Genomic DNA, 15470 nt, shown 5'->3' with positions numbered 1-15470 from the left:
GGGTTTATCTTCTGAATGAAGGGAATTTCTTGCTTCCCGGTTTGGCAGCTGTCAACATACGCATCATCTTGCGTGTTTCGTCGAATTGCTTGATCAGCTTGTTTACTTCCTGGATCGTCGTGCCGCTACCTTTGGCGATACGCTGGCGACGCGACCCGTTCAGGACAGCCGGATTCGTACGTTCTTCGGGCGTCATGGAGTAGATGATTGCTTCGATGCTCTTGAAAGCATTGTCGTCGATATCCACATCTTTCAATGCCTTACCTACACCCGGAATCATGGAGGCCAGTTCTTTCAGATTACCCATCTTCTTAATCTGCTGGATCTGAGAGATGAAGTCGTTGAAGTCGAACTGGTTCTTGGCTATCTTCTTCTGCAAGCGTTTGGCTTCTTCTTCGTCATACTGTTCTTGCGCACGTTCCACCAAAGAAACGATATCACCCATACCGAGGATACGGTCTGCCATACGTTCAGGATGGAAGATATCCAAAGCATCCATCTTTTCGCCCGTTCCGACGAACTTGATCGGTTTGTCGACCACTGTTCGGATAGAAAGAGCGGCACCACCGCGAGTATCACCATCCAACTTAGTCAATACCACACCGTCAAAATCGAGGCGTTCGTTGAATTCTTTCGCCGTATTAACTGCATCCTGTCCGGTCATGGAATCAACCACAAACAAGGTTTCATCCGGTTGGATAGCACTCTTGATCGCAGCGATCTCTTTCATCATCTGCTCATCGATAGCCAAACGGCCGGCAGTATCGACAATCACGACATCATTACCTTTCGCACGTGCTTCGCGGATCGCGTTCATCGCGATCTCCACCGGATTCTTGTTTTCCAGTTCCATATAGACAGGCACTCCGACCTGTTCACCGACTACGCGCAGCTGCTCGATAGCGGCCGGACGATACACGTCACAAGCAGCCAACAACGGCTTTTTATTTTTCTTTGTCTTCAGCAAATTCGCCAACTTACCTGAAAAAGTCGTTTTACCGGAACCTTGCAAACCGGACATCAGGATGATTGCCGGACTACCCTTCAGATCCAGATCGGTTGCCGTCCCTCCCATCAGGTCTGCCAACTCATCATGTACGATCTTGACCATTAACTGACTGGGCTTAACGGATGTAAGCACGTTTTGTCCTAATGCTTTCGTCTTTACCGTATCGGTAAAACTCTTGGCTACTTTATAGTTTACGTCGGCGTCGAGTAATGCTTTACGCACATCTTTCAATGTTTCGGCCACATTGATTTCCGTGATCTTACCTTCACCTTTCAACAGTTTAAACGATCTGTCTAACCTTTCGCTTAAATTCTCAAACATAATTCGTATGTATATTTATTTTATTTTCTATTCTTTGAATGAGGGGCAAAGGTACAAAAAAGAGGCGAATATATAACACAAAGAGAAGAATCAACAGAGGAAATAGCAAAAAAAGAGGAGGTTGCCTCCCAACCCCCTCTTACAACCGAAAGATATTCTTTATTTACGCACATATGTAAAATTTCCCCAAACCAATCGAGTCGGAGCTATCGTTACTTCATATTCGCGGTTTTCTTGATAAATGAGATTATGGGTTCCCGTCCATATAATAGTCAAGAATGTATCCCCGTTTTGTTCCTTTTTTATCACATATTCAAAATTATAGGAATCAGGATCAGTTCCATCTGTATATATACCACTTATTACACCCTTGTTATTTGAATTAAATTCAACTCTCAAAGTACCCGGATGGCCATTTATAAGCTGATCTCCAACTTCCCATACACCTACAATAGAACTATTTCCTGGAGTCACATCATCGTCATCATCTCCACAAGAAGTAAACGTGAACGACATAGTCATTGCTATGATAACCAGCAGTAAATAAGTGAATTTTGTTTTCATACACTGTTTGTTTTTTAATTAATTATATGTTTATAATATTTAATTCCGTGCCGACAAAGGTAATTATCATCTATATTTCCAAAAATCTAACATTCCCTCAAACGCAATTATTATACCAATAACAATTACTATCCGGTCAAAAAAAGAGCCTATTCGGATACTCGTATTTTCTTTCCTACCCCTGCTGCCTGAAAAATATAAATTCCAGAGTGACTGACCGGAATCCGGATCGTCCCACCATCGGACACCCCTTTCGCCAGAATAATTCCTGACAAATTGTAGAGTGCATATCGGTGGCCTGCGGGAATTCCGTCTGCTTCAACCATCCCATTACCAGTTCTGATCCGAAGTTGAGCGGGATCGATCTTTTCGTTGGCAGAAGGATCTATTTTGCGCATCAAGATACAGTCGTTGTCAAGATAAAACTCGCAACCATCTGTGATACAATTCAGTTTCAGAAGGTCGGACTTCGTCAGCCTGTAGCCGTCCACTCCTTCGGCAATCAACACCGGATTACCTACTTCGGGCTCCATTCCTACGCCAGTCAGCACATCCAGCTTGTCTCGCAGAGGGTCTGTCAAGCAAATTTTTCCTATATATGTATCGATTCTTCCCAAAAAGATCCCGACATCGATCTTCGCGTTACCTGAAAGTTTGAAAGAGGTAAACGAACTGACCTGGCCATGAACTGCTCCGGCGAGCAGCGACAAAGAACCGATACTATGAAGATGTCCCTCCATAATACCCTCATACACAAGCGTACTGGTCTTGTCGACATGCACCGTCGCCAGATGATCCGATTTCGAGTGAATCATCGTATTCGGATGAATGTTCAAAATCGATCCATTCAGCACCTCCAAAAGCGGTCGTTTGTCTATCCATTGCCCCTTTAACGTAATATTATCCAACACCAGACCGCCATTATTGACCGAGAAGATCCCGCCACTGTTCAGCGAGTTGAGCGTTCCACCGCCTCCCAACGTAATATACTTGTCCTTAACCGTCACCGGATTTGTCACTGAAATCTCAGTCTCCACTATAACATCCGACGGTTCCTCTTCCGTCCCGGCTGGCAACTCGTCAATGGCTCCTGTCAAATCCTCTTCCGTTTCGATCACCGGATCTTCCTGTCCTAACTTTACAAAAACGATCTTCCCGTTTTTCACACCGAAACCAAATTTTTTCCCGACATCATAAAATCTCGAAGCATCGGAACGGGTCGGCGTATATCCATCCACTCCGATGGCCACGACTTGTCCCAACACATTAGCACCAGGATAAAGAAATGAGATACTATGCGCAAAAATCTCATCCGTCAAAGGAGCGAATATCTCTAGTGGTTTCATGGAACTACAAAACTTTCTGATCACAGCATCCCCTCCGATTTTAGTCGTTCCATTGTTGATGACCCAGTTGGCTCGTCCGCCGTTCATGACCAATGTTCCTCCCTCTGCAACATTGATCTCCCCTTCTCCAACCGCATTCTCGCCATTGATCACAGTACCATTCATAATAAAAATGCCGCCTCCAGCTATCCGCACGCAACTGGGTACAGCCTCATCGACCCTTGCCTCCGTAATGGCTCCTCCGTTCATCTCCAAGATACCTCCTGATTTGACGTAGACTATCGGTGCCCCTTTCGAGAACTCTCCCCCCTTCAACTTTACCTCATCCAAGATCAGTTTGAAGCCGCCCCCAATTCCGAACAACAGCTCCACTTTATTCACAGAATAGCCATCCGGCCGAATAATCGTTCCGTTTTTCAACGTGACCGTTTTTTTACCGGAAAACTCGATATAATTCCACTCATAGGTTTCACCCTTCAGATCAATCACATCTCCATCTTCCGCTTCTTTAATCTGTTGCCAAACAGTTTTTCTACTTTCCTGCGCAACGGCTTCCTGTGACAGAAAGAAGGCCATCAGGAAAAATAAAAAAGAAAACAGGCAGCCCGGCTGTAGTGGGCGTTGGAAAAATTGTAGCGTCTTATGTTCCATAATATTTTTAGTTTTTAACGCTAAAATAGACATTCGCGGAGCATCGAAGATTGGAAAAAGGAAGAAAAAGTCCTATCCGGTAATTTACGACTGCTATCCGGTAAAAAAAAGCACTTATCCATAACAAATTCATCTATTTCTATCACGACACATAACATTACATTTAGACACCCAAAACAGCTATCACCTTCCTTATAGATATGTTAAAATATATTACCCGCAAGGGTAATCCTCTAAATATGCCCTACTAATCCGATTTTCATGGATAGGTAGTGACATTTTGATACTACCGTCAATCGCCATATATCAGAAAAAACAAGGGTATAATAAATAATTTATCTTTTTATCGGAACAATCTATTTTTATATCATTATATCTGTTACATTTGCCCAAACAAATAGGTTTATTTCAATACAAGCTCATCAAAAAACATCTCTTATATGAAAAAAGAATACCCTCTTTACACCATTGCTATCTTTTTATTTTCCGCAATCCTGTCCTGCAACAAGCAGGTTCCGGTAACACAGGAGATCAACTTTGCGCCTAAAGGAGATACGGTTTATGAACAAGCTCAAAAAGCGATCTATTCAGATGCCCTTTTCGCACGCCAGATATTGGAGGAAGCGATGCAGACACGCCCGGTGCAGGACAGCGTCGACTGGTATATCCTTTATAATTTATATGTCAAAACTTTTCTGACGACTTCCGAGTTCGACACGATCTTGCCACTGTGCAGGAAAGTCGAACAGTTTTGTGCACGCCAAAAGATATTGACACCCTATCATTATTACCTGCTGGCAGATGCAAGTAACAACATAGGGAACCGGTATGCAATCACCAGCATGAACGATTCCGCCCTTAAATATTTCAAACAAATGCTCTCGTACGGCCGGCAGACACACAACAGCGAGGTGCTGCTGACAGGCTACACGAACCTGGCCGACGTCTATGTCCGTAGCGGCCGCTACGACCAAGGAGCATGGTACTACCGGCAGATACTCTACATTGCCGACTCGATCGATCTGCCCGAACCAGAGCTGATCAATATCTACACCGGACTGGGACAAACCTATTCGGAACTGCGGGATTTCGATCTTTCGCACTACTACTTCAACTTGGCTTACAAGCTCTTCGACCAGATGGACATCAACCGGAAATTCGTCTATTGCACGAACCACGGAAACGTCTACTTTTTTGAAAAAAAATATCCCGAAGCGCTCGACCTATTCAAAAAAGGATACGAACTGGTCAAACCTTCACCCGAATATGTTTATGCCCAAAATGTCTGCATGCTGAATATCGGAGCCATCTATCTACTGATGGGACAGCTCGACTCAGCCCAATACTACTTGGATCAAAGTTATTCCTATTTTGAAAAGATCGGTAATTCATCAGCACTGTACCACGCCCAAACGCAGATATTCGAACTCGCGCTCCGAAAAGGGAATATCGCCGAAGCGACAAAACAGCTCCACAGCATGACCGATAATTTGCAAGCAGAACCGACTTTAGTCGATATCCGAAAAAAATTCCTACAACATTATTATGAAGAGACAGGTGATTACCGCAAGGCCTACCAATATCTCAAAGAAAACATGCGGATGGACGACTCCATCCGTAACGACCGCATCCGGATGCGAGTGGCAGAAACGGACCTTCGTTATAAACAGGATACGACACTGATGAAACAAAGGCTGTTCATACAAGAACAGCAGAGCGACATGCGATCGCTGGAACTAAGTGTCTATATCTGGATTCTCGTTTGTGTGATACTGCTGACCATTGCAGCTTTCATCTATTTCTACCAGAAAAAACAACGAGCCTTTCTGCTGGCGGAAACACGCAACAAGATCATCAGCCTCCGGATGGAAAATATCCGCAACCGCGTATCACCCCATTTTATCTTTAACACGCTCAACCGGGTCATCAGCCATTACAGCCAAAGCGACAGCAGCTACAAAGAGCTGTATAACCTGATCAAAATCATGCGCCTCAACCTGCGCCTGACAGAAAAACTATGTATCACGCTTGCCGAGGAGATAGATTTCGTCCGTACCTATCTCGACCTCGAACAAGAACGCTTCGGCTCCTCCCTTCAAACCGAGATACGGATAGACCCGCAAATCAATGCCGACCAGTTCGAACTCCCCTCCATGATGATCCAGATTCCGGTCGAGAATGCTATCAAACACGGACTTCGGGATAAAGAGGGCGAAAAACGACTATCCATCACTGTCTTTCGTCAAGACGGGAATATTATTATTAGCATAGAAGACAACGGTACCGGGTTCCGGCTGCAAACTGGCTGTCCAGCCATGCAAAGTACAGGAACGGGCCTGAAAGTATTGAACCAGACTATCGAGCTACTGAATGCTGGAAACAGTGTTCCTATCACGATCCTTATCAAAAAAAGTAGCCAGGGAACGGATGAAAACCCAGGCTGCCTCGTACAATTCACCTTGCCAGAGGGTTATTCGTACACTTTGCCGGAAGGAAAGTAATCCGCTTAGCTCCTTTTTGTAACCGAATAACCGTCCAAAAAGGGAGAATATCCATGATTTTGCCTAAAAAGGACCGGAACACTTTGGTGACAACTATTAAATTTGTAAAAAAAGAGAGTGCACATGAAGAATAACTACAAGATAGTAATCATCGACGACGACGAACTGGCTGTGGACAATTTAGCTTTCGAATTAAAGTCCTATCAGCAATTTAATGTGGAAGGGATAGCCAAAAACGGGGCAATGGGGAAAAAATTGATTTTCAAAACGATGCCGGATCTGGTATTTCTCGATGTCGAGCTTCCCGATATGCAGGGACCCGAATTACTGAACTTGGTCCGCAACGAGATCACATGGAACATGCAAGTCGTCTTTTATACGGCTTACAATAAATATATGCTCGATGCGATCCGCGAATCGGCCTTCGATTACTTGTTGAAACCAATTGACAAAAGCGAATTGTCCAATATGATGAAACGTTTCATCGAAAAGGTGGAGGAACAGCAATTGCAGACAGTTCCCTTTCATATCCTGTTAAGGAGCCTTTCACCGTTGGAACAGACGATCATCATCCCGTCGCCGACAAACGATCTGCAGTTCCTCAGGCCCGAAAACGTAGGCTTTTTCAAATACAATTCAGACAGGAAGCAATGGGAAGCGTACCTGAACAATGCGTCAGCCCCCATCGCCATCCGTAAAAATATAGCGGCGGATCAGATACTGGCAAGTTCTCCCTCGTTCATTCAGATTCATCAATCCTATATCATCAACATCAATTATCTGATCATGATCAAGGATAAGAAATGCGTGTTCTATCCGCCGTTCGACAATGTCCGCGACCTGCAGATTTCCAAACTGTATCTGAAAAAACTGCAGGAAAAGTTCTTGATGTTGTAAAAATGTCAATCTTCTTCGGGAGTGAACAAAACGGCTCGCTGGTACAAAGATTTCGTTTTTTTCTTTTTACCGAAAAGAGGTTGGAAGGTCATGTATTTCGAACCTTTGCCCAACTGGATGACCGTTATGGAAATCAGCTTGCGTCCTTTTTTCACGAAGATCGTGCCATCACGATCTTCTTTCATTTTATTAGACAGACATTTTAAGGTCAAAGAGGCGTTGCCTTCACGGGTTGCCGTGCACCAATTCGGATAGGAGTAGATTTCCCACGGCGTCTCATTTTGACTGACCGTATATTCGACGGGCAAATCTACCGTTCCTCCCTTCGGAATAAAAACAAGTGTATCGTTCTCATCCGGAGTGAATATCCTGAAATTATCCATTTCCTGCATCAAACGGATTTCGGCATGACGCGAACCGGCACCGATACGGATCGTCCCTGTACGCCTTGCCGACCCTTCGTTGATGGAAGGTTCAACATACAGGTGCAGGCTATCTTTACGCCATGAGCACCAAGGAGCATCATTGCTTTCAACCGCCCAATCGCAATTCGAAGTTATTTCGATCACTTTCTCCGTATCGTCAGCCTGGAAAAAAAGATCGGATTCACTCAACGTCAATTTCTCTTCCGCCCCTTCCTGCACGATCTTGACAAGTTGTTTCCTGCCGGACCATTTCAATGTGATAGTTTGCGAGCGGCGTACTGTCGTCCGATTCGGATTGACGACGATTTTCAATCCATCTTTCTCCTTTGTGGCCGTGCACCAGTCATGGACATCGGAGAAACTCCAACTTCGTTTCGTTTTTACCGGGATGATTTGCTCGCCTCCTGCCTCCGGAAACTCATAGCTTTCTTCTGCAGTTACCTTGGCGGTCTGTTGCGTGAAATAGTTCAGTATCTGCTTACAAGCAGTGATCTGCTCATCACAATTCAGCACGCCTTGCTGGTCGCGGTTTACCTTGTAGCATCTCTTGGCCGACTCGAACTTACGGACCGCTTCTTTGACAGACGCCTCCGTCCGCTTTTTCAACAAAGCCAAACCGCCCTCATACGTCCCGTTGCAATCCTGTGAAAAGGCAGACGCTACAAAAAGAAACAGGGACAGAAGGCTACAAAAAACTTTCATATAAAACTTGTTTATCGTTGTCTTCATCTTCTTCAATTATTAATGTGAACGGCGATAGAATCCTGAATGGCCTCCCTGCGAGCACGAAAATCTTTCAACACGGCAGATTCCGGTTTAACGCCGGATGCCCGTTTATAAAAAATTTCCGCCATATCGTAATCCTGGGTTTGTTCCGCTTCTGCCGCCATAGATACGAATAAGTTATAAATATCTTCAATCTTTTTCTGCACACTGTCTTTCCGGGCTGAAACGCCTGCCACATCGGGAAATGCGGTCCGATATTCATCCTCCAGCCTTAAAGCAGCATCATAACGCCCAACAGCCCCCAGATAGAACTGCTCATAATCTCCTCCCTGACTTTTATTGCCAAGGTTGGTCAGACTATCGCCGGCATGAATATACTGAAGATATTCGTTGTAGCGGGCCTCAATTTCCATTGCTTTCGCCTTGGCCTCCTCCTTCTCTTGTCTCTGTTCCATACTACGAAAAATGAAAAAAACGATTCCTAAAAGAAAAACAAGCGGAAGTCCCCACTTCAATACTTTGGGAAGCATAGGAGAAGCATTGTCTGCTATATTATCTATTTCAGGGTCAGGTGTTTCTACTTCTTGTATCTCCAAACTTTCATCCTTGCTATCTTCTTGTACCACAACCGGGACATCCGAAAGTTCCGGTTCTTGCGGCTGCACTTCAGGCAAAGGTTCCGTTTTTTTCTCTACCTGCTTACCAGGTAAAACCGGGATTTCACCATTCAGGTATTGTTCGCAATAGATCCGTATTTCCATCGCGGAAGGACGTTCCCAGGTATCTTTCTGTAAGCACAGATCGATTATTGCCTTCAATTCATCCGACCACTCTCCCTCCAAGACTGGGATTTCAGCACCATGCTGCAACAACAGTCCGCCATGTTCTCCGAAAGGGACCATCCCCGTCAATAACTCGTAAAGTGTCGCTCCCAGGGAGAAAATATCGCTCGCTTTGATCGGTAAAGGATATTTGCTAAAGCGTTCCGGCCCCATATAGGCTAATGTGCCCACGGAACCCTCCGTCTTCATGATGCTTTTCCGCAATGTATTCCGCGCCTTTATGCTGATACCGAAATCTGTCAACAGATAACGTCCCGACACATCCATCAGGATATTGTCTGGTTTAATGTCCTGATGGATAACCGGAGGCTCCTGTCCGTGCAAATACTCCAACCCGCTCGCAATATCCCGCAAAAAAAGCCATGCCTCCTTTTCTCCCATTTGTCCGATCAGACTGGCTGCCGAACCCTGCCGACAATAAGGCAAAACCAAATAAGGCATCCGCTCGAAGGTGTCGTAATAAGTAGGCTTAAGCAAATTGCCATGATTCAAATTGAATACAAGGGAAAACTCGGTCGAGAATAGTTGCACGCCATGCTCATCCATACCGCCTCCCGGAGCATAGACTTTTAATGCGACTTTCAGGGAAGTCAAAGTATCATCAGCCAACCACACTTCAGAAAAGCCACCACGCCCCAAAAGTCGTTCCAGCCTGTAACGGTTAGCAAATAGTATATTTTCTTCTAACTGCATAGTTTATTTTACTGTTTGTTCATACCATTGGATAATCTTGTTTTGCCATGCTGTGGAAAACGACCAAGCCAGACACGCCAGAAGAAGAACAAAAACAAAAGCGACCATCCAAAGAACAAATTTCCGAAGTGGCTTTTTCCGTTCTTTTTCAGTGAATGTCGAGACGGTTTGCTGCATATCCTGTACCGACGGCTTATTTTCTTCCGGAACAATCTGGCAAAGAACGACTGTGACGTTATCGTGGCCACCCAAATCCAATGCACCTTGAATCAATGCCTTCGTACAAGTATCGATTTCGTTCGAAGTCTCTTGCATAACTGCTTCGATCTCCTCATCCCGTAGCATTGAATTAAGCCCGTCCGTACAAAGCAAAATCACCTCTCCCTCCTGCAAAGGCAAACGGACAAAATCCGGATTTGCCACTTTCTGGGGATTGCCGAGGCTACGAGTGATAATATTGTTGTCAGGATGGTCAAAAGCATACTCCGGAAGAAGACGGCCACTATCAACCAGTTCCTGTACATAAGAATGGTCTTTTGTCACTTGCGCAAGCCCAGATACGGAATTGAACAGATACCCTCGGCTATCGCCACACCAAATAATATTGGCATAACCGTCAAATAACCAAGCAGCAACGAGAGTAGTCCCCATCGACTTGACACTCTTTTCCTCTCTGCTCTTTCTTTTTATAGCGTTATCGGCAGCTACCACCGCTTCATACATATATTTGCGGATCGTAGAAGCGTCTTTCACAATCTCGTCCGTTATCTTATCCGCCGAAAAAAACTCTTTCATCGTATCGACGGCTATTCGGGATGCTATTTCACCGGCCTCCAAACCTCCCATGCCGTCCGCGACAACAAGCATCGCCCCTTTATTACCTAAGGTAAGAACGGTATGGCAATCGCGGGGAAGCAACCACTCCCCCGCGTTAAGATCCGCACTCACGACAAAATTATCCTCGTTATTCGTACGGACACACCCAACGTTCGTTTGTGCTCCGAGCTTAAACTTAAAAGGATTATTATTCGTTTCTCCCATATATTGTTCTAATTTTCACTATCGGACAGCTGCTATCGGTACGACCACTCCCCGCAGTCCTTCAGCCATAGAAGAAATCAACCCGACTACTTCATATTCCCCGGTCTCCGAAACAGCGAAAACAGGTGCACCCGAACCGCCTATCTCAAAACTCGTATTCGTCGTCATGATATCGCCACGATCCAACCCGCTGTGAGCCGTCACACCACTTCCATAAACCGGGCCGGAAGCCGAATTGATACCTACTTCTGCCGGAAATCCTAAAATGGTCAAAGGAATGCCTCGGCCCAATGAAGTCGATTTAGAAGTATCGAATTTCAAACCACCTTTTTTGGCTGTCTGGAAATAAGCCCAGTCCTTCCCTCCGTTAGACGGGGCAATACGCAAACGGGCTCCTTTGACGAGACCTCCTAATGGACCCCGAAGAACCGTATAGGTATCGGCACTTCGGTCGCAGGTGAACTGATCACTCGTGAAAGCCAACGCATCTCCGGTAGAAGAATAAGCAGTAAAATAGGCCACCACCCTTTCCAGATTACAGACTGCCTTATTCAACGGGCGCATATCTTCGTCCATCAGATTACCGTTTACCTGGAAATACCATCTTTCAATGATTCGGCGGGATGTGACAAAGCGTCCGTCACTCAACAAGAAACCGGTTCCCGCCCAACGATTGATGATATTGATCACTTCTGTCTTGCCTTTTTTATTTGTACGCTCCACTTTATCCAACTGTATATAATAGATGTAAGGAAAACAACTCTCATACGAAGTCATGCCTGTCGCCACCGGAACGGCAGAAGCTGCGGTCTGCTCGCCAGCAGAAACCGTTTGTTTGGCAGATTCACTTTCCGTTTTTTCCTCACGGGCTGATTTCAAATCGCTTTTCAGGTCCACCAATTCGCTACGAAGCTGGTTTATGCCCTGCGAAGTGCTGGCTTGACTAGCTTGGCTAGCCTGTATGGCTGCCTGAGCGGCAGTCTGGGCCTGATTAGAAACGGCAGCGAGCTGCTTCTGCGCTTCAATGCCAGCGCTATCCTGCCGGGCACTCACAGATGCGATACTTCCCGCCAACATTTCATTCGTTTTCTGGTTTTGCTGTTGATTCAGAACACTCCAACCAATAAACCCTCCGATCACCAGCAGGAAAACGACAGACATCCAAACCATCATCTGCTTATAAGGTTTCAATGCCTGCTGGCGGAACAAGCTGAAGCGTTCCGTAAAGTTTATATTTTTGATCATGCTCCTGTCACCCTGAGGAACGATAAATCCAATGCGAGGTCCATTGGAAGAAAGCTGTATCTCGTCCCCATTCTGCAGATACCATTCATCTGTTACCGGACGGCCATTCAAAAGAGTCGTATTGACCTTAGACAAATGCACCAGTTTCCAACCGGCTCCGTCACGAACGATAGCCGCATGGCGACGGCTCACTGAAGTAAACGAATCGTCAAAACGCACCTGGCAACGCGGGTCACGCCCCATCTCTATTTGATCGACAATGATCTTTTGTGTTTCACCGGCACGATGATATTTAGAAGACATGCGATGCTCCAATACATAAAACTGCTTATGCGCACCTCCCATCAGTGCCCCCATTCCTGCGCCAACCGATCCGGAAAAGGACCGTCTGTATGGCTCTGTTTGTCTTTGTACCATAGGTCTATATTCTATTTTTCATTAATAAATTAGAATTAATAATCTTCAATCCGAAAGGTGACATCGCCAACTGTAATGATATCCCCCGGATGAAGTTCGCTTCCCTCCGGAGTCACCGGAGCTGAGTTAATATAAGTTCCATTCACCGACTCTTTCCAGTATCCCCCTCGTCCCTTCTCAGCGATCCATTGCCCGTCACGAATAAACCAGCGCCCTGTCCTGACATCCGTTTCGATCGTACAATGCCGACGTGAAATATAAGGGCTCTCGTTCTCCGGGATACATACGACATTCGAGTCTTCCCTCCCTATCGTGATCAGTCTTTTCCGGTCTCTGAACAAGTGACTCAGATCGTAGACCTTCCCATGTTCCAATCCCTGCATTACACGCATGGACAATCCTTTTTTTCCGGGTTCAGGTTTCCCCCCTACCCATTGCTGAATATATGAAACAGGCTGTCCTTGAGGCATCTGATTAAGGACAGCGGTAGCCGATTGCATACGCTGCTTGAAATCCGGGATCAAGCAACCTTCGATCACTTTTTGCCAGACCGCACCATTTTCGGTACGTTCCAATAACCGCCTGTCCCAATTGCCGTTTTTCCCATTCCGCTGATAGGAGACCAAATCGTTATGGTCATTCAGTTCACCGAAAGGCAACTTGCCCGTCAGCAATTGATACATCATCACGCCAAAAGAGAAAATATCGGTTGTCGGAAGTACTGTCGCATCTCCTCGCAAACGGTTTACCTGCTCTGGGGGCATATAAGCATAGGTTCCGAAAATCTGTTGGGGACGCCCCAATATATTCCGTTCCGTCATTCGCTTGTTTCGATCGCCACTGATTCCAAAATCTGTCAAAGCAGCAGTTCCATCCTCTTTGATCAACACGTTTTCAGGTTTAAGGTCTCGATGTACCTTACCACTTTTGTGCAAATCGTTCAGCCCACAAAGAATCTCCCGTCCGACTTTGACCAGGTCGACAGAGTAACGTTCCATATATTGGGTAAGATTCCCTTTCGGACAATAGTCCATAACGATAAAAGGATTTCCGCACTCCAGCCCATGGCCAACTGAGTGAACCAAGAATCGGCTCTTTATCAACCCAGTCTCAAATTCCATGACGAAACGGTCCATCAAAGGCTTACGAAGCTCTGGGACTATTTCCCACAATTTCAACAACTTCAAAGCATACACCTGCGAACCGGGGCCCGTCACTTTGAACACTTTTCCGAAAGAACCTTCCCCTAAAACAAGGTCCACCCGATAGAGTCCGCCGATATATTGGCCAACCGTAAAATCACACCTGTTAACGACAACTCCGGACATGGCTATTCATTTGAGGTTATTCGTCAAACTCAAATCTCCTATTCCCCAACACAATAATGTCTCCGGGCTTTAGCTCTATTTTTTCGGTTGTATATACGAATGTAGTCTTTTGTTCACTCCTGTCCTGAAGATACCATTTCTTATTCTCGTAGGTCAAAACTGCCTGTTCTTTAGAAGTTATCGTCATATTGCCTTCATCCGTATTGTCACGATTCAGGATGATCTCCTCACCTGAAAATACAAGCGGAGAGGTCACAGCTTCCTCATTCGCGTTTGGTATCATGGAAAGACGGCATGCACACACCGGAGCCTGCATCTCCCATGGCGTAATCGTTTTCCTTCCATAACTCGAACGGGATTGCTTTACCGGTTCTTTCTTCTGCAGTTCATACCCACAATGCGAACAAAAGAATGCATCTTCTCGATTTTCATGGTTACACTTAGGACAATTCAAAGAATCGGATACTACACCTGCCGGAGCTTGTCGGGAACAGTTACAATTCGGGCATTCCGACATACCCGGCAAAAGAGGATAACCGCATTGAGGACAACTCTCACTATCCCCTTGTTCGCAAACTGTCGGCCTGCCGACATTTATCCCTATATTCTCATTCACTGTACGCCGAGCATAAACATCCGTCACCGCATGTTCACGCATGGCATAATTTGATAACGGAGAATTACATTTCTCACAATTTGACCTGTCACCGGAATTCTCCCAACCGCAATTAGTACACCTCATAATTCGCCTTTTTTATATATACAAAAAAACAAATTCAAGGCATCACGCAAAAACAGCGACAATCACGAACAGGGATATCCGGTCATTTTACCAATCTATCAGGTCAAAACAAACCACTATCCAGACAAAACAAAGTCAGATTTTCTTATTTTGCCAGGACGCTTTCTTCAAATAAATGACACTTGCGACCAACAAACCGGTATAATACACCACCTCAGTCATGAAACAGATAGCAACCGGCAAATGCAAGCGCATTCCGGCCACATATATAAATAATGTATAGAAAACCAGGGTAGCCAGCTCCATCACAAAAGCCGAACGAGTATTTCCCGTACCCGTCACTCCATTGAACACGATATTGGCAACCGCTCCGATCAACAAAGCACCTGAAATCACATAAAGGGAAGGGATAGAAGCTTGTATCAAAGTCACATCATTGGTATAAACCGACAATATTGTAGAAGGAATCAGACAAGTGACAGACACAAAAACAGCCATGATCCCCAACGATATCCAGGTTATATGGCGGATGATCGGAATGACCTGATCCTTATGCCCCGCCCCGATACTGTTACTCACAAACGTATTCGTTGCTGTCGATAAAGAATTGACAGGGATCAATAAGACGATGTAAACACTCCGGACGATATTCGCAACTGCCAGTTCCCGCTGCCCTAAATGTTCCACAGCCACAAACAACATAAAATAAACACATAGCGAAA

The 15470-nt window shown here is 45.4% G+C and carries 11 protein-coding genes and 1 pseudogene; 2 read left to right on the top strand and 10 right to left on the bottom strand.

What is annotated here, in order from left to right; translation table 11 throughout:
- Nucleotides 1-4 precede the first annotated feature (4 nt).
- The 3 genes from ffh to NQ564_RS02590 all read right to left on the bottom strand — a co-directional run bounded on the left by ffh (nucleotide 5) and on the right by NQ564_RS02590 (nucleotide 3891).
- Nucleotides 5-1330: a signal recognition particle protein gene (gene ffh, locus NQ564_RS02600; protein ID WP_008148760.1), complete on the bottom strand. Its 1326-nt coding sequence runs from the start codon at nucleotides 1328-1330 to the stop codon at nucleotides 5-7.
- A gap of 159 nt (nucleotides 1331-1489) precedes the next feature.
- A complete protein-coding gene (locus NQ564_RS02595; protein ID WP_008148763.1) occupies nucleotides 1490-1894 on the bottom strand; it encodes a hypothetical protein in 405 nt (134 codons plus the stop codon).
- Nucleotides 1895-2043: 149 nt separating this feature from the next.
- A complete protein-coding gene (locus NQ564_RS02590) occupies nucleotides 2044-3891 on the bottom strand; it encodes a hypothetical protein (RefSeq protein WP_021862150.1) in 1848 nt (615 codons plus the stop codon).
- A 440-nt stretch (nucleotides 3892-4331) separates the two neighbouring features.
- On the opposite strand from NQ564_RS02590, the gene NQ564_RS02585 reads away from it, so the two are divergent.
- Together NQ564_RS02585 and NQ564_RS02580 are read left to right on the top strand one after the other, a co-directional pair.
- A complete protein-coding gene (locus tag NQ564_RS02585; RefSeq protein ID WP_008148768.1) occupies nucleotides 4332-6392 on the top strand; it encodes a tetratricopeptide repeat-containing sensor histidine kinase in 2061 nt (686 codons plus the stop codon).
- A 123-nt stretch (nucleotides 6393-6515) separates the two neighbouring features.
- The gene (locus NQ564_RS02580) at nucleotides 6516-7289 is read left to right on the top strand and encodes a LytR/AlgR family response regulator transcription factor (protein WP_008148769.1); all 774 of its coding nucleotides are present in this window, start codon (nucleotides 6516-6518) and stop codon (nucleotides 7287-7289) included.
- Nucleotides 7290-7294: 5 nt separating this feature from the next.
- Here the strand turns inward: NQ564_RS02580 and NQ564_RS02575 are convergent, their stop codons facing one another.
- The 7 genes and pseudogenes from NQ564_RS02575 to NQ564_RS02545 all read right to left on the bottom strand — a co-directional run.
- Nucleotides 7295-8443 carry a BACON domain-containing protein gene (locus tag NQ564_RS02575; protein WP_260057017.1) on the bottom strand — a complete coding sequence of 383 codons (1149 nt, stop codon included), beginning with the start codon at nucleotides 8441-8443 and terminating at the stop codon, nucleotides 7295-7297.
- Nucleotides 8444-8448: 5 nt separating this feature from the next.
- A complete protein-coding gene (locus tag NQ564_RS02570; RefSeq protein WP_008154913.1) occupies nucleotides 8449-9975 on the bottom strand; it encodes a serine/threonine protein kinase in 1527 nt (508 codons plus the stop codon).
- Nucleotides 9976-9978: 3 nt separating this feature from the next.
- Nucleotides 9979-11016 carry a PP2C family protein-serine/threonine phosphatase gene (locus tag NQ564_RS02565; RefSeq protein WP_008148775.1) on the bottom strand — a complete coding sequence of 346 codons (1038 nt, stop codon included), beginning with the start codon at nucleotides 11014-11016 and terminating at the stop codon, nucleotides 9979-9981.
- 18 nt (nucleotides 11017-11034) lie between these two features.
- Nucleotides 11035-12678 carry an FHA domain-containing protein gene (locus tag NQ564_RS02560; RefSeq protein WP_039848162.1) on the bottom strand — a complete coding sequence of 548 codons (1644 nt, stop codon included), beginning with the start codon at nucleotides 12676-12678 and terminating at the stop codon, nucleotides 11035-11037.
- Between the two features lie 35 nt (nucleotides 12679-12713).
- Entirely contained in the window at nucleotides 12714-14006 is a 1293-nt protein-coding gene (locus NQ564_RS02555) for an FHA domain-containing serine/threonine-protein kinase (protein WP_008148779.1), read from the bottom strand.
- Nucleotides 14007-14022: 16 nt separating this feature from the next.
- A complete protein-coding gene (locus NQ564_RS02550; protein ID WP_008154905.1) occupies nucleotides 14023-14748 on the bottom strand; it encodes a zinc-ribbon domain-containing protein in 726 nt (241 codons plus the stop codon).
- Between the two features lie 135 nt (nucleotides 14749-14883).
- A pseudogene (locus NQ564_RS02545) lies at nucleotides 14884-15468 on the bottom strand (MATE family efflux transporter); the annotation flags it as partial.
- Between the last annotated feature and the right edge of the window lie 2 nt (nucleotides 15469-15470).

It is taken from the genome of Parabacteroides johnsonii DSM 18315 (assembly GCF_025151045.1).
Lineage (GTDB): Bacteria > Bacteroidota > Bacteroidia > Bacteroidales > Tannerellaceae > Parabacteroides > Parabacteroides johnsonii.
Note: the sequence above shows the minus strand (reverse complement) of the source record. Positions and strands in the feature narration are given on the sequence as shown.

What these genes read in the sequence shown, in the direction of transcription:
- NQ564_RS02575 (WP_260057017.1), bottom strand. Translation starts at nt 8,443, where the DNA reads ATGAAGACAACGATAAACAAGTTTTATATGAAAGTTTTTTGTAGCCTT.
- ffh (WP_008148760.1), bottom strand. Translation starts at nt 1,330, where the DNA reads ATGTTTGAGAATTTAAGCGAAAGGTTAGACAGATCGTTTAAACTGTTG.
- NQ564_RS02555 (WP_008148779.1), bottom strand. Translation starts at nt 14,006, where the DNA reads ATGTCCGGAGTTGTCGTTAACAGGTGTGATTTTACGGTTGGCCAATAT.
- NQ564_RS02550 (WP_008154905.1), bottom strand. Translation starts at nt 14,748, where the DNA reads ATGAGGTGTACTAATTGCGGTTGGGAGAATTCCGGTGACAGGTCAAAT.
- NQ564_RS02590 (WP_021862150.1), bottom strand. Translation starts at nt 3,891, where the DNA reads ATGGAACATAAGACGCTACAATTTTTCCAACGCCCACTACAGCCGGGC.
- NQ564_RS02595 (WP_008148763.1), bottom strand. Translation starts at nt 1,894, where the DNA reads ATGAAAACAAAATTCACTTATTTACTGCTGGTTATCATAGCAATGACT.
- NQ564_RS02570 (WP_008154913.1), bottom strand. Translation starts at nt 9,975, where the DNA reads ATGCAGTTAGAAGAAAATATACTATTTGCTAACCGTTACAGGCTGGAA.
- NQ564_RS02585 (WP_008148768.1), top strand. Translation starts at nt 4,332, where the DNA reads ATGAAAAAAGAATACCCTCTTTACACCATTGCTATCTTTTTATTTTCC.
- NQ564_RS02580 (WP_008148769.1), top strand. Translation starts at nt 6,516, where the DNA reads ATGAAGAATAACTACAAGATAGTAATCATCGACGACGACGAACTGGCT.
- NQ564_RS02565 (WP_008148775.1), bottom strand. Translation starts at nt 11,016, where the DNA reads ATGGGAGAAACGAATAATAATCCTTTTAAGTTTAAGCTCGGAGCACAA.
- NQ564_RS02560 (WP_039848162.1), bottom strand. Translation starts at nt 12,678, where the DNA reads ATGGTACAAAGACAAACAGAGCCATACAGACGGTCCTTTTCCGGATCG.